Source organism: Actinokineospora sp. NPDC004072 (genome assembly GCF_053604195.1).
On the sequence record NZ_JBSGHB010000020.1, the window covers coordinates 108,619 to 130,355 of the forward strand.

Annotated in this window: 23 protein-coding genes; 20 read left to right on the forward strand and 3 right to left on the reverse strand. The window is 70.6% G+C overall.

Annotation, left to right across the window (positions count from 1 at the left end; translation table 11 throughout):
* Nucleotides 1–58 precede the first annotated feature (58 nt).
* From ACWEPX_RS26955 to ACWEPX_RS26965, 3 genes are all read right to left on the reverse strand, one after another.
* The gene (locus ACWEPX_RS26955; RefSeq protein ID WP_189214276.1) at nt 59–298 is read right to left on the reverse strand and encodes a hypothetical protein; all 240 of its coding nucleotides are present in this window, start codon (nt 296–298) and stop codon (nt 59–61) included.
* Nucleotides 298–672 (reverse strand): hypothetical protein, encoded by a 375-nt coding sequence (locus ACWEPX_RS26960; protein WP_189214277.1) that lies wholly within the window; start codon nt 670–672, stop codon nt 298–300. Before ACWEPX_RS26960 ends, ACWEPX_RS26955 begins: the two co-directional genes overlap by 1 nt.
* 707 nt (nt 673–1,379) lie before the next feature.
* Nucleotides 1,380–1,994, reverse strand: a complete 615-nt coding sequence (locus tag ACWEPX_RS26965; RefSeq protein ID WP_451900040.1) for a prepilin peptidase — start codon at nt 1,992–1,994, stop codon at nt 1,380–1,382.
* A gap of 488 nt (nt 1,995–2,482) precedes the next feature.
* On the opposite strand from ACWEPX_RS26965, the gene ACWEPX_RS26970 reads away from it, so the two are divergent.
* The 20 genes from ACWEPX_RS26970 to ACWEPX_RS27065 all read left to right on the forward strand — a co-directional run.
* A complete protein-coding gene (locus ACWEPX_RS26970) occupies nt 2,483–2,875 on the forward strand; it encodes a hypothetical protein (RefSeq protein WP_229787801.1) in 393 nt (130 codons plus the stop codon).
* 134 nt (nt 2,876–3,009) lie between these two features.
* Nucleotides 3,010–3,897: a hypothetical protein gene (locus ACWEPX_RS26975; RefSeq protein WP_451900041.1), complete on the forward strand. Its 888-nt coding sequence runs from the start codon at nt 3,010–3,012 to the stop codon at nt 3,895–3,897.
* A gap of 119 nt (nt 3,898–4,016) precedes the next feature.
* Nucleotides 4,017–4,727 carry an SAF domain-containing protein gene (locus ACWEPX_RS26980; protein WP_451900042.1) on the forward strand — a complete coding sequence of 237 codons (711 nt, stop codon included), beginning with the start codon at nt 4,017–4,019 and terminating at the stop codon, nt 4,725–4,727.
* Nucleotides 4,727–5,629 (forward strand): MinD/ParA family ATP-binding protein, encoded by a 903-nt coding sequence (locus ACWEPX_RS26985; RefSeq protein WP_451900043.1) that lies wholly within the window; start codon nt 4,727–4,729, stop codon nt 5,627–5,629. The genes ACWEPX_RS26980 and ACWEPX_RS26985 overlap by 1 nt, the downstream gene beginning before the upstream one ends.
* Before the next feature lie 101 nt (nt 5,630–5,730).
* On the forward strand, nt 5,731–7,104 hold the full coding sequence (locus tag ACWEPX_RS26990; RefSeq protein WP_451900061.1) for a CpaF family protein: 1,374 nt from the start codon (nt 5,731–5,733) through the stop codon (nt 7,102–7,104).
* Nucleotides 7,092–8,015, forward strand: coding sequence for a type II secretion system F family protein (locus ACWEPX_RS26995; protein ID WP_451900044.1), 924 nt, complete (start codon nt 7,092–7,094; stop codon nt 8,013–8,015). Before ACWEPX_RS26990 ends, ACWEPX_RS26995 begins: the two co-directional genes overlap by 13 nt.
* Nucleotides 8,016–8,020: 5 nt before the next feature.
* Entirely contained in the window at nt 8,021–8,914 is an 894-nt protein-coding gene (locus ACWEPX_RS27000; RefSeq protein WP_189214284.1) for a type II secretion system F family protein, read from the forward strand.
* A 50-nt stretch (nt 8,915–8,964) separates the two neighbouring features.
* Nucleotides 8,965–9,153, forward strand: coding sequence for a hypothetical protein (locus ACWEPX_RS27005; protein ID WP_189214285.1), 189 nt, complete (start codon nt 8,965–8,967; stop codon nt 9,151–9,153).
* 5 nt (nt 9,154–9,158) lie between these two features.
* On the forward strand, nt 9,159–9,614 hold the full coding sequence (locus ACWEPX_RS27010; RefSeq protein ID WP_451900045.1) for a TadE/TadG family type IV pilus assembly protein: 456 nt from the start codon (nt 9,159–9,161) through the stop codon (nt 9,612–9,614).
* Nucleotides 9,615–9,736: 122 nt separating this feature from the next.
* Nucleotides 9,737–10,144 carry a TadE/TadG family type IV pilus assembly protein gene (locus ACWEPX_RS27015; protein ID WP_268244622.1) on the forward strand — a complete coding sequence of 136 codons (408 nt, stop codon included), beginning with the start codon at nt 9,737–9,739 and terminating at the stop codon, nt 10,142–10,144.
* A gap of 101 nt (nt 10,145–10,245) precedes the next feature.
* Complete coding sequence (locus ACWEPX_RS27020) at nt 10,246–10,635, forward strand: hypothetical protein (RefSeq protein WP_451900046.1); 390 nt, start codon at nt 10,246–10,248, stop codon at nt 10,633–10,635.
* Entirely contained in the window at nt 10,632–11,099 is a 468-nt protein-coding gene (locus ACWEPX_RS27025) for a hypothetical protein (protein WP_451900047.1), read from the forward strand. Before ACWEPX_RS27020 ends, ACWEPX_RS27025 begins: the two co-directional genes overlap by 4 nt.
* 185 nt (nt 11,100–11,284) lie before the next feature.
* On the forward strand, nt 11,285–14,308 hold the full coding sequence (locus tag ACWEPX_RS27030; protein ID WP_451900048.1) for a BTAD domain-containing putative transcriptional regulator: 3,024 nt from the start codon (nt 11,285–11,287) through the stop codon (nt 14,306–14,308).
* Nucleotides 14,309–15,599: 1,291 nt separating this feature from the next.
* Entirely contained in the window at nt 15,600–16,826 is a 1,227-nt protein-coding gene (locus ACWEPX_RS27035) for an AAA family ATPase (RefSeq protein WP_451900049.1), read from the forward strand.
* A gap of 47 nt (nt 16,827–16,873) precedes the next feature.
* The gene (locus ACWEPX_RS27040) at nt 16,874–18,613 is read left to right on the forward strand and encodes a vWA domain-containing protein (RefSeq protein ID WP_451900050.1); all 1,740 of its coding nucleotides are present in this window, start codon (nt 16,874–16,876) and stop codon (nt 18,611–18,613) included.
* Nucleotides 18,614–18,693: 80 nt separating this feature from the next.
* Nucleotides 18,694–18,951 (forward strand): hypothetical protein, encoded by a 258-nt coding sequence (locus tag ACWEPX_RS27045; RefSeq protein WP_451900051.1) that lies wholly within the window; start codon nt 18,694–18,696, stop codon nt 18,949–18,951.
* Between the two features lie 67 nt (nt 18,952–19,018).
* Nucleotides 19,019–19,378, forward strand: coding sequence for a hypothetical protein (locus tag ACWEPX_RS27050; protein WP_451900052.1), 360 nt, complete (start codon nt 19,019–19,021; stop codon nt 19,376–19,378).
* Nucleotides 19,379–19,429: 51 nt separating this feature from the next.
* On the forward strand, nt 19,430–20,194 hold the full coding sequence (locus ACWEPX_RS27055) for a restriction system modified-DNA reader domain-containing protein (RefSeq protein ID WP_451900053.1): 765 nt from the start codon (nt 19,430–19,432) through the stop codon (nt 20,192–20,194).
* Between the two features lie 176 nt (nt 20,195–20,370).
* The gene (locus ACWEPX_RS27060) at nt 20,371–20,718 is read left to right on the forward strand and encodes a hypothetical protein (protein WP_451900054.1); all 348 of its coding nucleotides are present in this window, start codon (nt 20,371–20,373) and stop codon (nt 20,716–20,718) included.
* Between the two features lie 384 nt (nt 20,719–21,102).
* The coding region (locus ACWEPX_RS27065; RefSeq protein WP_451900055.1) for a DddA-like double-stranded DNA deaminase toxin at nt 21,103–21,737 on the forward strand (635 nt) is incomplete at its 3' end.

The window sequence follows — 21,737 nt, forward strand, 5'->3', positions numbered from 1 at the left end:
TACCTAGGTCGCCCGAACACGCGCGGAATGCGTGGTCGTCGTTGATCGCCGAGACGTCTCACGCTGCTTCGCTCTCGCGGGTGAAACCGAAGCCGTGCGTGCCGACTGTTTCCAGCGCGTGCAACAACATCGGTGACGGCGGCTGCTTCGGCTGACGCCAATGCCTGCCGATGTAGGACGCGGCGAGACTGTGTCTGCCGGATGCCGCCTCGGAACGCCGCTGCCTGAAGGCCCGGTACAGCAGGCAACCAACTAGCACCACGGCCGCGAGCGCTGTGATCACCGGAGCCAGCGCCATCACGCGACCTTCGTCGACGGAGTGGCGGGGATCGCGGCGGAACCACGTGTCGAGGTCGTGGTTCCGCCGCGACATGGCGGCGAAGCAGAGCGCCCTGCGACGGCTGGGGGATGACCGTCGCCGTACTGCTTCACCGTTCTCGCCGTGCCGTTCCCCGCGGAGGGGGCAGGGCCACCGGGGTCCGGGGTGGCGGCCACCTCCTTGGCCTCGGTGAAGACGAAGCGGAACTGCTCGGCTTCAGCGGCGTCGAGTGCGGCTGCCTCACCTGCGGGCGCCACCACCACGACTTCCGAGCCGCGCACGAGCACCGTCAGGCTCCTAGGACGGCCGACGACGTCGCGGCACGTCACCGCCCAAGGTCCGCGGTCGTTCATCGTGCGTCACCGCCTCGTGCGGTGGTCCAACTCCGTACCCACACCGGCTGCACGAGGAAACAAGGCACAGCGAGCCTTGATTGTGGGTATCGCGGAACCGCAGGTTCCGCGAATCGCTGCGAGAGTGTCATCTTCTACTCCGTAATTCAGCGAGTCCCGATTTACGTTTGTTTCGAACTTTCTGCTACTCCCATAGCATCGAACGTTTAGTTGCTCGCCAGCCGAACCGAACTGGCGCTGGGTTCCCGGTGGTAACGGTGCTGGTAGAACCGCCGCGAACCCGCCAACGCAGCTAAACGTCCGCCGCACAGCACGAACCAGAGCGGGGGCGTGGCGGCGATGGGGCGGCTACTGGGCGGCAGGTGTGGTGACCTGCGAAAATGGCGAAATGACCGCGATATGCCATCCGGGTGAAACCGGATGCCACTGTGCGTATTCCTCGGTAAGTGAAGACACGTGGGCGTGGGTTGTGGTAGCGACTCGGCTCCGTCAGGGGAACACGATAGAGACGTGTGATCGCGGAAGGTAGTCATCAACCGCTACGCCATTGATGCCTTCTGCAACAGCATGCGGCTTGAACGGCTCACCGATCGGCTTGCTATGGAGGCGTCTATCCCGGGCCGCGCCTCCCGGCGAACCGTCTGAGGGGCGCAGGCATCACGAACTGTCAGAATACGCACCCGGCTCTCGCGCGGGCGACTCGCTTGCTAGAAGCTAGTCGACAAGCCGAGAACGACCGTCACCATGGTGCCCAGCGCGAGGTATGGACCTAGGGGCATCGGATCGTCGCGTTCGACACGTCCGGTCGACCTGAGCACAACCCGAGCGGTCGCGGCGAACAGCCAACTGAGGAACGTCCCGGTGAACAGCGCCGACCAACTCCACCACCCGAGCGTGAGCCCTAGGAGGCCAGCGAGTTTGACGTCACCGGCACCGAGACCCCCAGTCGCGAGCGCGAGGGAGAGATAGGCCAGGGCGAGAATGACCATGCTGGCCGCCGACCGCAGCAGGTTCACATAGTCGTACTCGAGAACAGCGTCCGCTCCGAAGGCAACGCCGAGGACCAGGTAACTGGGAAGCACCACCATGCTGGGAAGCCGTTGCTCAGCCCAATCCACGATCGAGAGCGGCACCAGCACGGCCGCCACGTAGCTGTAGGCCAGCAAGGCGAGACCGCAGCCCAGCCGCCATGCCAGCACCGCGAACAGTAGCCCGGTGAGCGTTGCTGACATCGTCCAACTAAGACGGCTGAATGGCTTCGCTCGCAGCAGACTCCGCGTCATGAAACCGAGCATGCTTCCCGATAGCATGCCGAGGGCCATCCAGGGAATGATCAATACGGGCGAGGGCAAGTGATCACACCCGTAATCATCGTTCGTGGCAATATCAACACGGCTTTCACCCCTAAGGCGCGCCACTTCTTGCTCTAAGTGATACCTCGTGAGGTCTCACAGAGTGACCAGAATGGCCCGATCGGGTGAATCTTTGTGAGTGGATGCCATGCCGACTTGAAAGTCAGTGCTTCCCGACTTTGCAGTCGGTCGGGGCGGGTGGTGTAGACGTGGGAGTGTCACGAGACACAAGGCGATCTTCACGGAAGTATGGGGGTGCACCCGTGGTACGGGGGATATTCCGCTCCTGGGGTGGCCGCGCAGTCACGAGCGCAGTCAGCCTCGCTGTCCTCGCAGCCTGCAGTTCCGGTGATCCGGCGAGTCCGCCGCCGGGGACGTCGAGTCCCGCGGGGGCGCCGTCAGCAACGTCGAGCCCGAGTACCGCACTGTCGGCCGAGGAAAAGGCCAAGAACGACGCCTTGGCCGCCTATCGGGGAATGTGGCAGAACTTTGTCGAGGCCGGGCGCACGTCCGACTGGCAGTCGCCGAAGCTGGGGCAACACGCGACGGGCGTCGCTCTGACGAACCTGTCACGCGGCTTGTACGCCGATCACTACAACGGCTTGGTCACCAAGGGTCAGCCGGTGTTGAACCCGACAGTGTCCTCGGTAGAACCTGCGGGCGATCCGAAGAAGATCATCATTTCCGACTGCGGTGACTCGACGGACTGGTTGAAGTACCGCGCCGACAACGGGCAGCTCGCCGACAACGAGCCGGGCGGCCGTCAAGCGATCAACGCCATCGTTGAGAAGCAATCTGACGGCTCCTGGAAGGTGTCGGACTTCGGCGTACACGACGTGGGGACGTGTTGACCATGCGACGCTTTACACTTGTCACCGGAATCGTCGCTGCAAGCCTTGGCGGTCTCGCAGCACCCGCACTCGCCGACGGCGGCTGGGGAAACACGAATTGCAGTCAGGTCCCCACTCCGGCATGTGAGCTGGGAGTGGGCAACAACGGCAACCACGGGCGACCCGGCGGAAACCCTGGGCAGGGCAATACCCCTAACCGTCCCGGCACCGGCACGAACCCCGGCAGCGGGAAGCCCAGCAACCCCGGCGATGCGATCGTCGGCGGTGACTCAAACCTGGCGAGTTGCTCGTACGTCAAGAGCGACTACCAACCACCGGCCGGTGGCGTCGTCACCGCCGCGTACCAGCCGCCGACGACCAGCGGCGACGTGGTCTACGCCGCGGTGTTCCGTCCGGCTGTGGTTCGCTGGCAGGCGGCGCAGCCCGGTCAGGGCCCCGGAGCCTGGTACGTGTGGAAGTGCACCACCGAGGGCGTCGCGGACGGGCTTTACAGGCCGCCGGTATGGATTGCGGACGGCGGACAGCCCGGGGCGGCGCTGTTGCCCTCGCCTGCCGAGCTGGCGCAGATGGCGCGCAAGCAGCTCCGGCTTCCCTCGCCGACGATTGCCGCGAACCCCGCTGGCGAGCAGTTGGTGAACCTGCCGACGTGGATGTGGCTGTCCGGCGGCTGGGGCCCTGTCTCTGCTACAGCCTCGGTGCCTGGGGTGTCGGTGACGGCGGTGGCGACGCCGACGTCGGTGGACTGGGTGATGGGCGACGGTTCCACTGTCACCTGCACCGATGCCGGGACGCCCTACAAGGCAGGAAATGATCCGAAGGCGCCTTCCCCGGACTGCGGCCATGTCTACCGCCGTTCGTCGGCTGGGCAGCCGGGGCAGGCGTATCCGGTCACGGCGACTGTGCACTGGACAGTCACGTGGTCGGGCGCGGGCCAGGGCGGGACCTTCCCGGACATGACCACAACGAGCGACGCGGCTTTCCGCGTGGCGGAGTCGCAGGCGCTCAACAACGGTGGCGGCTGATCAGCACGGGCCGGCTCTGAACGACTCCTTTCACAACAAGCAGCAATAACACTTGTTCCGCGCGTTGATCGTCCTTCGGCGACGCGGCGCACTGCCCCATGCCTTTTGGAGGTACCGGCGTGAGCACCAACACCACGACCCGGCCCGAGACCGACCGAGCCACGAGCATGGTCAACGGCCCCTGGATCAACGACGGCAAGAAGCCTCCCGCCTCGCGGTTGCGCACCACCGGGCGCCGTCGAAGCGTGCCGTACCTGTTGCTCGGCGTGCTGCTGGTCCTGGCCTGCGTGGGCGGCTTCGTGCTGATCTCGCTGAACTCCGGAGATCGGCAGGCCGTGCTCGCGCTGGCCCGCGGCGTGCCGGTAGGGCAGGTGCTGACCACGCAGGACCTGCGGCAGGTCAACGTCGCGGTTGACCCCGGCGTCGCGGTCGTCGGCGCGGACCAGGCGGCCACCGTGGTCGGCAGGCCGATGGCCACCAGCCTGTCGGCTGGGTCACTGCTCACCCCCAACGCCGTCGGCGGCGCCGCGTTGCCCACGGACGGGCAGGCCATCGCCGCCCTCGCGCTCAAACCGGGCCAGTTTCCTGCGGAGGTCGGTCCGGGAGCGCGGGTGTCGGTGGTGTTCGTGCCCGGCCAGGTCGGTACCGCGACCAGTCCGCCCGCCGATGGCGGCACGGTCTGGCCTGCGGTGGTGACCAGCGTGACCACTCCGGCGAACGACCAGAACACCGTGGTGTCGGTGCAGCTGTCGGAGTCCGCCGCTCGCCAGGTCGCCGCGGTGCAGGCCGGTCAGTTGTCGATCGTGATGCTCTCTGCTGGAGGTCGCTGATGTTGATGTCGGTCCTGTCCCTGAAAGGCTCACCGGGCGCCACCACGTTGGCCGTGGCCTTGGCCGCCCGCTGGCCCGCTCCGGCACGGGCGCTGGTGGTCGAGGCCGATCCTTCCGGTGGCGACCTCGGCCTGCGGTTCTCCCTGTCCTCGACACCGGGCCTGGTCAGCCTGGCCGCCGCCGCGCGCCGTGGGGGCGACGCCGACCTGGTGTGGCGGCACGCCCAGCAGCTTCCCGGCGGCCTGCCGGTGATCTCCGCCCCGCCCGATGCTGACCAGGCCCGCGCGGCGCTGTCGGCGTTGGCTCCTGACCCGACCAGCGGGCTCGGTGTGTTGCGCGCGGCGGCCGACCAGCCGGGCACGGTGGTCATCGTCGACTGCGGGCGTGTGGACCCCGGCTCGCCCGCTCTGCCGATCGTGCGCGCCTCCGACGCGGTCGTGCTGCTGTCGCGGGCTCATGCGGACGACCTCGCGCACCTGCCGCGCCAGCTGCCCACTGTCGGCCGCTGGAGCCCGAACCCGGTGTTGCTGCTGGTTGGCGAGGGCTACTCCACCGCCGAGGTCGCCCGCGAACTCGGCGTCCCGCCCCTGGGGCGCGTGCCCGACGACCCGAGCGGCGCGGCCGTGCTGTGCGGACGGCCCAACAAGCTGCGCTGGGGGCGCAGCGGCCCCGCACATTCGGCGCTGGGCCGCTTCGCCCACCGGGTCGCCACCGAACTCGCCACCCGCGAGCGCACACCGGCCAGCCGAACTCAACCCCGGCCCGCTGAGCCGGTGACGCAGGCCCCGGCCCTGCGCTCGGTTCCGGGTGTGCAACCCGGCGCAGTCTCGTCCAACGGTGTGCGCGTCGCATCGAACCCCGCTGCCGACCACCACGACCAGCAGGGAGGGCAGGCGTCGTGACGTACTCGACCAACCCGTACCCGGCGCCGGTGCCGCTGCGCCCCCACCAGCCGTCCGGAGCGGCCCCGTTCGGCAGCGCCGCACCTGGCCCCGACGCTGCTGTGCCACCGCTGGGATGGGGCACCGACGAGGACACCGCGGACCTCTCCTCCGGTACGACGCAGCTGCGGCAGCACCTGCGGGACCGGTTGAACACCGAACTTCCGCAGCGGGTGGCCGATCAGCAGGACCGCACCGGGACGACCGCGACCCGCGAGGCGCGGCGCGAGCTGGTGCGCGGCATCCTCGACGAGGCGCTGCGCGTGTACACCGAGAACGAGTTGGCCGCGGGCCGGCAGCTGCTGCCCCGCGAGGTCGAGCAGCGGGTCGTCGGGGAGGTCGTCAACGAGCTGTTCGGCATGGCCGGGCTGCAGCCGCTGCTGGACGACCCGACCGTGGAGACGATCAACGCCAACAGGTTCGACCGGGTCTATGTCCAGTACAACGACGGCCGTCGCGCCCCGGTCGGCCCGATCGCAGGCTCGAACGAGGAGCTGACCGACCTGGTCCGGCTGCTCGCCGCCCGCGCCAGCAGTCAGGAGCGGCGGTTCGACCAGGGCGCCCCGGCGGTCAACCTCCAGCTCCCCGGCGGGGAGCGGTTGTTCGCCGTGATGAGCCTGACCGCCGGGGGCGTGACCGCGCTGTCGATCCGCCGTCACGGCTACCTCACCGTCACCCTGCCCGAGCTGCGCCGCCGAGGCACCCTGGACCCCGGCTTGGAGGCGTTTCTGCGGGCGCTGGTCAAGGCCCGCAAGAACGTTTTGATCACCGGCGGCACCGGCGCGGGCAAGACCACCCTGCTGCGCGCGCTGGCGTCCGAGATGGATCCGCTGGAGCGCATCGTCACCATCGAGGACGCCTTCGAACTGGGCCTGGACCACGACCCGGACATCCACGCCGACGTGACCGCCTTCCAGGCCCGTGAAGCCAACGTCGAGGGCGAGGGCGCGATCAGCCAGGCCGAACTCGTGCGGTGGGGCCTGCGGATGAGCCCGGACCGGGTGATCGTCGGCGAGATCCGCGGTCCCGAGGTCATCCCGATGTGCAACGCCATGTCCCAGGGCAACGACGGCTCGATGGCCACCCTGCACGCCTCCAGCTCCCGGATCGCCTTCACCCGCCTCGCCTCCTACGCCGCCCAGGGTGTCGAGCGGCTCTCGCTGGAAGCCACCAACCTGCTGGTCGCCTCAGCGGTGCACTTCGTGGTGCACCTGGCCCGCCCCGAGGACCGCCGGACCCGAGTCGTGTCCTCGATCCGCGAGGTCGTCGGCGCCGACGGCCCACAGGTCATCTCCAACGAGGTCTACCGCCCTGGCCCTGACCGCCGCGCGCGCCCCGTGGCCGGAGCGCTGCGCAGCGACACCCTCGACAACCTGGTCGACGTTGGCTTCGACCCCGGCGTGCTGGAGAACCCCGAGGGCTGGTGGGGGCCGTGAACATCACCCTCAGCCCCACCACGGCCGCCGCGGCGCTGCTCGGTGTCGGCACCGGGCTCGGCCTGCTACTGGTGATCCTTGGCTGGCGCGGAACCAACCCACGGCGTCAGCGCCGCACCCGGGCCCGCGCGGCAGGGACCGTCGACCAGCACCGCGGCCTGCGGATCGCGCTGGCCGTGACCGCCGGGGTGGTGACCGGTCTGCTCACCGGCTGGGTCGTCGGCGCCGTCCTGGCCGGCCTCGCCGCCTGGGCGCTTCCGCGGGTGCTGGGCCGCGACCCCGAGCACACCCGCCGAGTCGCGCGGATCGAGGCCATCGCCATCTGGACCGAGATGCTGCGCGACACCCTGTCGGCCGCGGCCGGGCTCGAGCAGGCCATCCTCGCCACGGCGCCGCTGGCGCCCACGGCCATCCGCGGTGAGGTCGGCGAACTCGCCGCCGGGATCGAGAACGGCGACCGGCTCGCGCCCGCCCTACGGCGCCTGGGGGAACGCCTGGACGACCCGATCGGCGACCTGGTGATCGCTGCCCTGCTGCTGGCCGCCGAACAACAGACCCGCCAGCTCGCCGACCTGCTCGGGTCGCTGGCCGACGCTGCCCGCGGGCAAGCCTCGATGCGGATGCGCGTCGAGGCCGGACGTGCCCGCACCCGCACCTCGGTGCGCGTCATCGTCGGTACCACCCTGGCCTTCGCCGTCGCCGTGGTGGTGCTCAACCGCAATTACATGGGCGCCTACGACAGCGCCGCCGGGCAGATCGTGCTTCTGGGCATCGGAGCACTGTTCGCCGCCGGGTTCACGTGGCTGAACCGCATCGCCCGCGTCGCCCAGCCCGACCGCTTCCTCTCCACCGCCGACCAGGACTCGGCGACCAGCCCGGCACGGGGTCTCGTCACCGCGAGGCAGGAGTGAACGCCATGATCACCTACATCGCCCTGGGCATCGGATCCGGGATCGGCCTGTGGGCCTTGGCGGTCTACCTGTTCCCGCCAAGACCAGCCCTCGGCGCGGTGCTGGCCCACGCCACCGCCCCACCTGCTCCAGCACCCATCGTCGCCACCGACGACACCGGCTGGGCCGCCCGGCTCGGCCGACCCGCCGTTGCCCCACTGCGAGTGCTCGGGCTCCCCGGCCCGCGCCTGGCCAAGGACCTGGCAGTCATCGGCCGCTCGACCTCGACCCACCTGGCCGAGAAAGCCACCCTCACTGTCGCCGGGCTGCTGCTGCCCGTCCTGCTGACCGTGGTCCTTACCGTGGCCGGGCTCGGACTCGGCTTCGAGTTCCCGATCATCGCCGGACTTGTCCTGGCGGCCGTCGGGTTCGTCCTGCCGGATCTGCAAGCCCGCTCCCAAGCCGCGAAGCTGCGCACGGGGTTCCGCCACGCCCTCTCGGCCTACCTGGACCTGGTGTGGATCGCCCTGGCAGGGGGAGCCGGAGTCGACAGCGCGCTGGGCGACTCGGTGAACATCGGCCGCGGGTGGGGGTTCGAGCAGATTCGCCGCGCCCTGGACACCGCCCGCCTCACGCGCACGACTCCGTGGGCGTCGCTGCGCCAGCTCGGCGAGGAACTGGACGTGACCGAGCTCGCCGAGCTCGCGGCCTCGGTCAGCCTGGCAGGCACCGAGGGCGCAAAGGTCCGCACCTCCCTGGCCGCGAAGGCCGGAGCGCTGCGAACCCATCAGATCACCGAGGCCGAAGGTGACGCCCAGGCCGCCACCGAGCGCATGAGCCTGCCGGTGATGGCGCTGTTTCTCGGGTTCCTGGCCTTCATCGCCTACCCCGCGCTTACGCAGGTCCTCAATGGACTGTGACATCTCGCGCGGACAACGACCAAACGCGAACGACAAGGGAGGACAACACGATGCGCACACACGTGGAGGCATTGTGGGGCGTGGTGCAAGCACGGTGGGAGGAGTTGCGGCGACGGCCGGAGGCCGGTTATTCGACCGAGACCGTCTTGGTGACCGCGCTGCTGGTCGTGGCCGCGCTCGCGGTGATCGCGATCGTGGTCGCGAAGGTCACCGAGAAGGCCAACGGCATCACCATGTGATCCCGATGAGCCACAACAAAGACCTACGTAGTGGGTGGGCGGCCGGTGCCGGTTGGTGGTGCCGAGTCCGCGACGCGCTGTGCGGCGAGCGCGGCTCGGTCAGCGCGGAACTGGTTGTCGCCACTCCGCTGCTGTTGCTGATGCTGTTGGCGATCGTGCAGTTCGCGCTCTGGTCGCACGCTACGCACATCGCCCAGGCTGCAGCCTCCCAAGGTCTGGCCGCCGCGCGAGTCCAGCACGGGACCGCCGCAGCGGGAACAGCCAGCGCGCAGCAGCTTCTCGACCAGCTCGCGGGCGGCCCTTTGCGGGACACCGCCGTCAGCACCGACCGCGCAGCGACGTCGGCGTCGGTGCGGATCAGCGGGACAGCGACCTCGGTGGTGCCGTTCCTGAGTCTGCCCGTGCACGCTGAGGCGGTCGGGCCGGTTGAGCGCTTCGTTCCCGACCTGGCGGGCGGGTGATCGCCATGACAGCGCAGACGACAACACCACAGCCACCCGGCACACCCCGACGACAGTTCCACTGCCGCCTATGCCCCGACCGGCAGGGGTGGGCAGCCTGGTGGCGGGCTGACGGCGGCTCCGTGGCCGCCGAAGTCACCATCGTCGCACCCTTCCTGGTCATGCTGCTGGTCTTCGTCGGTGTGGTCATCCACCGGGGTGTCGACGCGCGCATCCGCGTCGACGACGCCGCCCACCAAGCGGCTCGCGCCGCGAGTATCGAACGCAGCCCGGCGGCGGCGAGCGCAGCGGCCCAGTCGACTGCGGCGAGTGCATTGTCCTCGGCGGGTGTGACGTGTGCGTCCCTGTTGGTGAGCGCCGCAACCGGTGGCCTGCGACCCGGCGGCACGGTCAGCGTGACCGTGTCCTGCAAAGTGGACTTCGGCGACGCGCTCATCCTCGGCGTCCCCGGCGGCAAGACCCTGTCGGCCACCTCGGTCGAACCCGTAGACCTCTGGCGCTCGACGGTGAACACCGGGGGGCAGACATGATTCGCCGAGCCGTTCATGTCCGGCCGACCCCGTACGCAGCCAGCTCGTGGACGGCCTGGTGGCGCACACGCAAGCTGTGGTGGCGCGCGGACGAGGGGCGGGTGAGCGCGTTCGTCGTCGTGCTCACCCTCGGCATCCTCGCCCTGGCCGGGCTCACCTTGGATGGTGGCCTCGCGTTGGCCGCGAAAGTGCGGGCCAACGGCCAGGCCGAGGCCGCCGCGCGCGCCGGAGCCCAGGCCATCGACCTTGCCGCCTACCGCGGCAGCGGCACGGTGCAGCTGGTGTCCGCTCAGGCGGCCGCAGGCGCCCAGGCGCATCTGGCCGCCGAGGGCGCGACCGGCACGGTGACCGTCTCCGGAGACACCGTCACGGTCACTGTGACGGCTACCCAGCCCACCCAACTGCTCGGACTAATCGGCATCGGCTCGCTCCACGTTCACGGCCAGGCCAGCGCCCATCCGCAGCGCGGGGTGACCGCAATCGATCCGTGACCACCGCTGTTCACCGTGAACAGCGATCCGAGAAGGGAAGCAGCATGGCAACACCGGAGGAGATCCGCCAGCGCGTCGAGCAGGCCGACACCACCCGCAGTGCGCGGCGGGCCGCCGCCGCGCAGCAGGTCGGCGAACTCGCCCAACGCCGCGCCACCATCGCCGCTCAACTCGAGGACATCGAGCGCAAACTCGGCGACGTCCTGGCCGAAGCCCAGGACGTCATCGGCGTCAACGAGGTGGCCGAGTTCACCGACCTCAAGCCCAGCGACCTCACCCGGTGGCTCGCGGGCCGCAAAGCCACCCGCGGCAAGCGCAGGAAGTCCCCGAGCGGTTCCGGCACACACAGCACCGCGCGACGAACCCCCGGACCGAGGACACCGGGAGCCGAGGAAGCGCCCACCCCGGGAGAGGAGACGCCTCCGGCCGGTGCGCCCGAGCGACTCGTCGCGCAGGCGAGCTGACCTTTCGCTGGCCGCTGCCGCCGTGGTCCGCCGTTACCGGACATGTGGGTGATCGCGCCGCGCGGTGGCGAGCATCGACCTCCTTGTTCCACTGAGGAAATGAGTACGTCATGACCGCACCACACATCTCTCGGCAGAAGCAGCGTCGGCCGCCGCGAGGTCGGACGTGGCATGGCGCCGGGCGCGTGCTCGGATTCCTCGCAAGGCTGACCCGCGGGCTGCTGGCCGCTGTCGTCCTCGCCGTTCTGCTGGCCGGGCTGCCGTGGGCGCTGACGCACTTCATCGGCTGGCCGCTGTCCGATCACCTGCCGTCCTGGGCCGAGATCCACGGCGTGCTGCTCGGTCCAATGACCACGACGTTTCTACTGGACTTCCTCGCCTGCGCGACCTGGCTCGTGTGGGGCGCCTTCGTCCTCGACGTCGCCCGCTGCGCTATCGAGATCGTCCGCGACGCCCGGATGGCGGACCTGGCGGCAGCCGGCCCGATCCGTCGGATTGCGGCCGTGCTCGTCGGCGCGGTGCTGATCTCCATCCTCGGGCAGCGCGCCAGCCTGGTTCCCGCGCTGCTGCACACCGCCGGACCCGGCATCACCCAAGTGGTCGCGACGGCGTCCGCGTGGAACCAACCCGCCGAACAGGCGACCGCCGGGTTCCGGACGGTCGCATACAGTGCCCCGGAGCGGTCTGCACCCGCCGTCGCGGCCGAGCAACCCGCCCGCGCGAAGTCCGCTGTCGTGCTCCCGTACGACCCGCGGACGGGGGTGTATGACTCACTGTGGCGGATGGCCGAACGCACCTTGGGCGACGGCAACCGTTGGCCGGAGATCTTCGAGCTCAACAAGAGCAAACCCCAACCCGACGGCGGCACCCTCATCCGTCCAAGCCTGGTCTTCCCCGGCGAGGAGATGGCCTTGCCCGACGACGCCACCGTGCCCGCGAACCCACCCCGTCCAACAACACCGGGCCCCGTGACGCCCTCTCAGACAACGACGACACCCCCACCGAGCAGCCCGACGGCGCCGACGCCCTCCACAACATCAGCACCCGCCACGACGGACGTGCCCGGCGAACCGGGGTTCCGGTGGGGCGAGGAGTTGTTCGTCGGACTTGGTCTGGCGTCGGCGGTCAGCGCCGCCCTGGCCGCCGCGCGCCGCCGTTACGTGCCGGGCAGTGGCGACCGCAGCGACCTGCCCGTCGCCCCGGTTGTCTACCGGCTTCGGCTGGCGCACCTGCGCGCCGACCATGACGCGCTCGACTCTGACGTTGAGGTCGACGACGACCTGAATTTCGACCGGCCGAGTGAGCGACCGCGGCGGACACCGGCGCCGCCCGTGGTGCTCGGCACCGCCGAGGGCAGCTTCGACGATCAGGCGCCGATCCTGCCCATGGGTGTTCACGATGGCCGCGAGATCGCGCTGAACCTGGCCAGCTCGCACGGCCTCGGGCTGGTCGGCGCGGGCGCCGCCGCCGCGGTCCGCGCGCTGCTCGTCACCGTCCTGACCACCGCACCCGAGGCCGCCAGTGGACCGGCCCGGGTTGTCGTCGCGGCCGAGGACCGGGCGGTGTTGCTCGGGCGGCGGGCGGCCCAGGTGCCGCTACCGGCGAGCGTGCACGTGGTGGCCGACCTGGACGCCGCCCTGGACGTGCTGGAGTCCGAGACCTTGGTGCGCCTCGGTCAACATCCCGCCACCGGCCAGGCATGGGAGCCCGTCGTGCTAGTGACCCGCGCGCCGGGACGGCAGTCCCGACGGCTGCAGGCGGTGTTGGACAACGGGGCGAGCGTCGGGGTGACCGGGCTGCTGGTGGGCCAGTGGACCCCCGGGGTGACCGCCTACGTTCGCGACGACGGCACCATCTCCGCCACCAGTCCCGGCATCGGCGAGCCGTTGCGCGGAACCAGCGTGTTCAGGCTGAGTGAGGACCACACCGCCGACCTACTGGCCCTGCTGCGTCGCGCGGACGCCCAAGACGGACCCGGACCTGTGGACCTCACTGGCGACGACCTGCCGCCAGGCCACCCGCGTCACCCCCTCGTCGTGATCGGCGATCCTGCCCCCGTAGAGCCCACGGCTGATGCGGGGGACCACGCGAGGACAAAGGAGGACCAGCACATCGTGGTCGAGGACCCGGTCGACGACACGGATCTCGAGCTGGTGGCCGCCGACGGCGCTGCCGAACGGCGCGGCGCCCGCGACCCGGTAATCCTCGTACCTGCGTCCATGACCTCACCGGGTCGTCGACTGCGACCCACCCAGCAGGCTGTGCGCCCGCGGAGCGCACCCACCATCGGCAATGACCATCGACTCGGTACCACCGAGGTCGAGCCTTCGATGGGAGAGTGCCTGCAGGACCGCGTCGACGCCGACGGGGTGACGCCGCTCGTGCCGCTGCGGATCAGCGTCCTGGGACCGCCGCAGGTCTGGTGGCGCCCCACCCGAGAGGTACTTGACGCCGAGGCCGCCGAACGGGAGGTCACCTCGGCGTTCCAACCCCGTCTGCGCGAGCTGCTGGTGTTCTTGGCCCTGCACCCGGACGGCGCCAGCCGCGAGGCGCTCACCGCAGCCCTGTGGGCCACCCGCCCACGGGAGAAGACCACGAACGCGATGAACACCTCGCTCTCGCGCCTGCGTCGAGCCCTGGCCACCGCCACCGACGGTGCGTTGGCCGACGTCGTGCTGGTCGGCGAGCGTCGATACCGGCTGGACCCCGAACTGGTGGAGGTGGACTACTGGACCTTCGCCGCCGCCGTGGCCGCCCGCCGAGTCGCCACCACCGACCAGCAGCGGGTCGAGGCATACCGGCACATCGTCGACAGCTACCGCGGCCCGCTGGCCGACGGGCTGAGCACGGAGTGGATCGAGACCGCCCGCGAGGCCATCCGCCGCGACGCGATCGACGCCGTCGCCGCCCTCGCCCGCGCCCTGGTCGACCAGGACCCACAGCAGACACTGGACCTGCTGGAGATCGCCCGCGCGTTCGACCCGCACAACGAGTTGATTTACCGCGACATCATGCGGCTGCAGGAACGCCTTGGCCAACTCGACGCCATTCCGCGCACGCTCACCCTGCTGGCCACGCGGCTGATCGAGGTTGACGAGCGGCCGACCCCGCAGACGATCGGCCTTGCCGAGCGGCTGCGCCGCCGCCACGACGTCGGCGACCCGTCTCATCCGCCCGGAGCCGATCGTGACCACAGCAAGGCGGGGTGACCACCACGACCGCGCCCGGCGGGCGACAACCAGGTGGGTCAGCCTCCGAGCCACGCTGTCGCGGGGGGAGGGGGGGCGGCAGGGGATCGGTCACGTCGTCGAACTCCGCTGTGTGCGCGGAAAAGCACTTTCGCCACCGTGCAGGTGCCCGCGCCTGAGCCTGTCCAAGCAATTCGCATCCCTCCGACTTCACTCGAAGAAGGGTTCCACCAGCCTGGGCACCTCGGTGATGCCCGCGCTAGGCGAGCACAGGGCTTTCGCTGGAAAAGGCTTTCGCATCTTCAGCGGACGAGAGGGAACCTGTTGGGCATCGTTTCGATGTCGGGGTCGGAATGCTATCGTGCAGAGCAGTGTGTTTGCCGTCATTCTCGTCGATGGATTACGAGTTACCGTGGAGAAAGTCTCGACTCGACGCCTCAGGCCGTCGCGGAGTGTCGCCCGAACGGCGAGCCCGCACGTGAAGGCGAAAAGATTCTTCTGCAGGTGGCGGTCCCACGGGACTCCGTCGTCTCGCTCTGCCACCGCACCCCTTCCCATGTGCTCCGGCACGGTCCCCGAGCCGCGTCCGACCGAGCGAGGTGTGACGTCGCTTCCCCCGGAGCGCGCGACTGAGGCGACCCGACTTGGTCAACGTGGCTGTTCCGGTGTGGACATCGGCTGCGCGTACAGCCGCTTCCGTTGGGGGTTCACATGGGGGATCACCTTGGGGATCAGGTTGGGGATCCCGTTAGAACGCCACCCCCCGCGGCCGGTGAAGACGCCGGTCAGCGGGCCTGCGGGGGGATCCACTGGTATCCCAGACTCGCTTGCCCACAAGCCGGTGAACACATCGGGGCTGGCTCGTGGTCACGCCCCGATCATTCAGACCCCCGCTATTTCTCCTCTGTCTCATCACCGATTCGACTCGTGTGTTCCTACTGTTTTACGTTCTGCTATGGGAATCTCCTTTGTCTTCGGTTCCCGCTGGTCTTGGTTTCGCTCTGAGGGTTCACGGCATTTACGCATGCCGCTGACCTGCGCGAACGCGAGTTCGCCGCATTTATGAATGCCCGGCTCCTCTGGTGGTGGCGATAGTCGCCGGGTGCGGCCGAAAAGAGTCATGAAAATGAGCTGCCAAAACCGTTGCGCGACGCGCGGCGCAGAGTCATAATTGAATTGTCGCCAAGGGAACCGGAATCACATGGAATACCACGCCCGGCTCGAGCCATGTCCGGTGAAACAAGTCCCCGGACTAGTTGCGGGTGACCCGAATAGCGCGCCCGCCTGTCGCATGGAATCGAAAGGACCCGCGATGACCACGCCCACCCCGACCGCCCCGGCACCCGCCGCCACCCCCACCGCCCCGGCGGGTGGGTCGCGGTTGCGCAACGGTGAACTGCGCGCGATGGTCGCCAAGATCCTTGCCGACAACACGGGAACCGCGCTGACCCCGCGCGCCATCGCGCACACGTTGAACCGGTCGTCGGGGGCGGTGGGCAACGCGTGCCGGGCGTTGGCGGACCGGGGGGAGGCGGAGGTCGCCTCGACCACCCCGGTGAGCTATCGGGCGACCGCGACCACGGCGTCCGCTGCCGCGCCCACGATCACCCCCGCCCCACCCCGCGCACCTCGCCCGAAACCGTCCGTCCCGCCGTCCACCGCCCCGACCGCTGCGGCGCGACCGTGCGGGGGCGGGGCGAAGGCGGGCGGGTCGGCGGCTGTGGTGAGCGGTCCGGTCATGCGCCCCAACGGGATGGAGTACCACCCGCGCCTGGTGCAGGGGACCTCGTTGCCGGACGTGACGGCGTTGCGGCGGTTGCGCGAGGCGGGGGTCGCCGCGCTGTTGTACGGACCGCCGGGAACCGGGAAGACGTCGGTGGTGGAGGCGGCGTTCCCGGACTGCGTCACGGTTCAGGGCGACGGGGACACCGTGGTCGCCGACTTCGTGGGCGACTACACCAAGACCCCGGACGGGGAGTTCGTGTTCGTGCACGGTCCGCTGGTCCGCGCGATGCGCGCGGGGGTGCCGCTGTTCATCGACGACGCGACCCTGATCCCGCCGACCGTGCTCGCCGTGGTCTACCCCGCGATGGACGGACGCCGCCAGATCGTGATCAAAGCCAACGGCGGCGAGGTCGTCGACGCCGCGCCGGGGTTCTACGTGGTCGCCGGGCACAACCCCGGCGTGCACGGGGCGGTGCTCACCGACGCCCTCGCGTCCAGGTTCTCCGTGCAGGTGCAGGTGTCCAGCGACTACGACCTCGCCGACCAGTTGGGGGTGGACCGCAAGGCGGTGCGCGTGGCGCGCAACCTCGCCACCCGTCAGGAACGGGGCGAGGTCGGATGGGCACCCCAATTGCGGGAACTGTTGGCGTTCAAGAAGATCGCCGCCGTGTTGGGCACTGACGCCGCCGCCGGGAACCTCGTGGGCATCGCGCCCGAGGAGGACCGCGCCACCGTCGCCGCCGTGGTACGGGACGCGTTCGGGCGCACCGTCACCCCGCTCGCCCTCGGTGCCCGCATCACCACCAAACCCTGACCACCCAACCCCCGCGAACCGCGACCGTCGCGAAAGGACCCGCAACCGTGAGCACCCACTTCACCACCGACCCGACCGCCGCCGGTGCCGCCGTGTTCCCCACCCGCCCGGAATGGCTGACCCTGTCCGCCGCCTTCGCCGACGAGGTCCCGATCATCGCCGACCGCGACGACCTCCTGGTCACCGTCGCCCCCGGCGCGGGCGGGGGTGCCCCGGCGTGTTTCTACCCCGCCCGCGCGCTGATCGAGGTCGACGGCGACCACCTCGGCGTGGACCCCGCCACCGTCGACCCCGCCAACCTGTCCGACCGCCCCCGCTACGCCCCGGCGTGGGGTGCGCTGACCCACGAGTGCGGGCACGCCAAACACACCGCCTGGGAACCCCCGCCCGACGCCCCGCCCGGCGTGGTCGCCGCCGCCATGCTGTTGGAGGAGCCTCGCATGGAAGCCGCGCAGGTCCGCCGCCGCCCCGACGACCGCCACTGGTTGCGGGCGTGCGTGAAGTCCATCGTCGCCGCCGACCTGCACCTGTTCGCCGACCCCGCCACCGCCCCGCAGATGACCCCGGCGCACGCCGCGCACACCGCCGCGCTGTTGCTGGGACGCGCGGACGGCGGGGTGCTCACCCGCGCCGAGGTCGCCCCGGTCGCCCGGGTCATCGAGGACGTACTCGGTGCCGAGGTGCTGGACAGGTTGCGGGCGGTGTGGCGCACGGCGTTGCGCACCGCCGACGACGACGGCGAGACCATGCTCGCCCTCGGGCGGCAATGGTGCGAGATCCTCGGCACCGACCCGGACACCGACCCCAACACCCCCGCCGACCCCGACCCCGGCGCGGCACCCGACCCGTCGCCGTTGGCGGACGCGATCGCCGCCGTGCTCAACGGGGTGGCGGCGACGGTGGCGCGGGAGAAGGCACCCGAGGACCCCGCCGCCGTCGCCGCCGCCGCGAAGGCGGACGCCGACGCCGCCGACGAGGAGGCGCAGGAGGCGGCACGGCGGGTGTTCGCCGCCGGTGGTCCCCGCACCGGTCGCACCCGGCTAGCGGGCACCCGCCCGCCCACGGCGGAGGAGCGCACCGCCGCGCGGGTGTTGGCGCGGGCGTTGGACACCGCCGGGGTCCGGGAACGGGTCGCGGTGAAGTCCACCTCGCAGGTCCCGCCGGGACGGTTGCGGATGCGCGGGGTGCGTGCCGCCGAAGCCCAACGTGCCGCCGGGGCGGTCGTGACCGCCGAACCGTTCACCCGCACCACCCGCACCCCGGTCACCGTCCCGCCGTTGCGGGTCGGGATCGCGTGCGACGTGTCCGGCTCGATGGGGTGGGCACGCGCCCACGTGGCCTCGGCGGCGTGGATCCTGGCCAACGCCGCCCGCCACACCCGGGTGCCCACCGACACCGCCACCGTGATCTTCGGGCACCACGTGCGCCCGCTGACCCACCCCGGCCGCCCGCCCGCCGAGGTCACCGAGTTCGAGTCCAACGACAACTGGGAGGACATCCCGGTCGCGTTGGACGCCCTCGACGGTGCCCTCGGGCTGTCCCGCCCCGGCGCGGCGCGGCTGCTGGTCATCGTGTCCGACGGCGACTACCGCTACCAGCCCCGCATCGACGGACAACGCAAACTCGACCGGCTGCGCGCGTCCGGGTGCGCCGTGCTGTGGCTGACCACCGCCACCCACGACACCCCGCTCGACGGGTCCACCGTCCACGTGCTGACCGACCCCACCACCACCGCCCGCGCCATCGGACACGCCGCCACCGCCGCCCTCCGCGCAACCACCCGCTAGCCCACCCGTCCGGGGCGGAACCCCCCCGCCCCGGACCACCCCACCCCGCGCACCGACCCACGACCACGAGGTGACCCGCCATGACCTACAAACACCCCCGCACCGTGGGCGACCTCATCGCCGCCCTGTCCGGCTACGACCCCGCCACGCCGCTGCGGGTCGCCGCCCAACCCGGCTACCCGATGGAGCACCTTCTCGCGCGGGTGGTGTGCACCCCCGACGACGCCCAGTCACGGGGCATCCGACCCACCGACTCGCCCGTGGTGTGGCTCGGCATCGGCGAGCAGATCGGTCATCTGCCCGCGATCGCCGCCGACGCCCTCGGATGGTCGGCATGACCGCCACCCCGCCCGACCCAAGTCCGCGAACCCATCACCGACGACCGACGACCGAAGGACAGCCGCGATGACCACCGTCATGACCGACCTCGACGTGGAGTCGGCGGTCAACTCCTGGCACTACCACTACACCCGCGTCGTCGACCTCGGCGGACGTGTCCTCCGCGCGCGGGTGCGCTGCGACCGCCGCATCACCGACAGCCACGCGCTCGCCGAGGTGCTCACCGACCAGCTGACCTGGACCAGCCTCGTCACCGACGCCCCGGACAACTGGTGGTACAGCGCACCCGTTCCCCGGCTGGTACCCGACGCCACCGAAGTCCTCGCGCCGATCGCCCAACGGCTCCTCGACCGCGCCGCACGGGTTCTCACCGCACTCCCACCTGTGCCGCCCGCCACCCCGCCGCCCGTCGACCCAGCGCGCTGACGTCACCACAACCGCAAGTCCTTTGCCCAACCCAATCCTTTGGAGGACAGCATGAGCAGTCACCCCACCACGACGCCGGCCTTGCGCGACGTCCTACCGCCCGAGACAGTCCTGCTCGCCCCGGCTCCCACGCACACCGTGCCGACGCGGCCGCCCACCGGGGCGTGGGGACTGGTCGTGGTCGCGGTGCGCACCACCGACGCCGCCGCGCCCCCAGTGCGCTTCATCGGTGACGCGCCCGCCCCCGACCCCGCCCCCACCGACATCGCCGACCTGTTCGCCGGGACCTGGCTGCCCGCACCGCCGCCCGCCCACCTGCACAGCGGGGACGTCGTGCTGCGGCTACTCGCCCCCACCGACGACGACCCCACCCGGGTCGACGTCGAGGTCCTCGCCGCCATCCAGGGCAAATGGCACACCGTGCTGGTTTACCAGGCGCTCGACACGCGTTGGCCGCACGAGGTCGTCACGTCGGTGCTCCTGCGCATGCGAGTCCTCGCCGACGCCGCCCTCAGTGACGCGCAGTGGACAACCCTCACCGGCAAGCCCGCGTCCGGCGGTGAACCCAACACACTCGCCGCACTCCTCGACGCCGGGCTGATCGAACAGGGCGAGCCGGTCCTTCTCGGCGCGCACCGCGCCACCGTCGTAGCGGGCGGGATCCTGCAACACGGACCGGACAGGTTCGCCGTGTCCACCGTCAACGCCCTCGCCACCACCCTCACCGGCACCACCGCCAACGGCTGGCACCTCTGGCGACGCGCCCACGACGACCGCCTTCTGGCCGACCTGCGCACCGATCTCGCCACCCGCTGAACCCGGCCCGTTGCCCGCCGGGACACAACGTCCCGGCGGGCAACCGGCACACCAAACCGTGCCCGCCCCCTGATCGACGGCTCGCCGTGGCGGCTCCGGGAGGTATCCCAGGCCGCCGCGGGCGAAGAACTAGCAACTCAGGCGAACCGACGAACCGGAACCAAAGAGAGGCCAGGATGAGCGACCACAGCGACCCCAACTCGACGCAACGGCCTGCGCTGTCCTCGTTGACCGACTCCCTGGAGCGGTGCCCGGACTGCGACGTGCAGGTGGGCGAAGCCCACGAATACGACGAGTACGACGGCGGCTGCGACGTCGCCCGCTGCCTCGTCACCGGCCACCAACGGTTGATGTGCGATCTTGACCACGACTGCGGACAAGACCTGTGGACCGGCCGCTGGCCGGGCCACGCCGACTGCGAGCGCCTCGGCTGGATGATCGGCCCCGGCCTGCCCGACCTCCGCCGCCTCTACGCCGAGGCGGTGTGGGACCCGAGCACTCGCCTCTGGGTCGCCCCCGCTTGACCTCCGGCCGCCGAAGCGGGGCCGGTGCACTGAAGGGCGCGCGGCCGAGTTGGGCTGTGTCGTTCCGGTTCCCGCTTCCGGGGCAACACGTCTTGCGGGGACCGGCCAGTGCCGTCGAGGGCAGCGACACCGACGCAGCGGGCGGGACGTGTGCGGCCACGAGAATGCCGACCAGCAAGGGCGGTGCATGGGACTCCACCCACGAGGTGCTCTACCTGCTCGCCCGCGTAGTCAAAGTCGGCGTCTTGGTCGAGCGGGGCACCCGCAGACAGCGCACCCTTCGACGCACCCGACTCGACTCGTCGTTCACCCGAACGAGTGGACCGTGACCTTGGCGAGCCCGAAGCCGCCTGAACTGTCGCCGCCGATGGCGAGGATGAGTCCGTGCCCCTCGCCGAAGTCGCCGCCGCGATCCGGAACGGAGTCGCCAAGATCGAGGCCGGGAAGGCGTCCCTGCTCACCGCGGCGACCCTGATCGACGCCGCTCGGGCACTCCTCCAGCAAGCCACGCAAGGAACCCGACGACCCGAAACCGGGCAAGCGCTCGCGGCCCAGACGGCGGCGCTGCACCGGATCGCCGAGGTCCTCACCCAGGCCGCCCACGCCGAACAGGGGTTCACCGCCTACCTCAGCAACGTCACCGCAGGCGACACCTCGACCGCGGCGAACCTCCCGGCGCCCACCTCGGCCGCGACGCGGTCGCCGACACCAGGCATCGACCGGGTCGAGCACCTACGCCGAGAACTACCGCCTCCGCTCGAAGGCCCCAACAGCGGACGGAAGACGCACGGCCGGTGGTTCGTCGGCGACCGACCCGCACAACAGATCATCAGCGGCGAGGACGAGGTCGCCGACCTGGCGCAGAGCTACCTGGACAGGATCGGCTTCCGGTTCGCCGCGATCAGTGCGCACGTCGAGATCAAACTCGCCGCGCGCGTTCGACAACGCTGGGAACAGACCGGCCAGACCATCACCGTGACCCTCGTGATCAACCACGAGCTGTGCGGCGGCCCCCGATC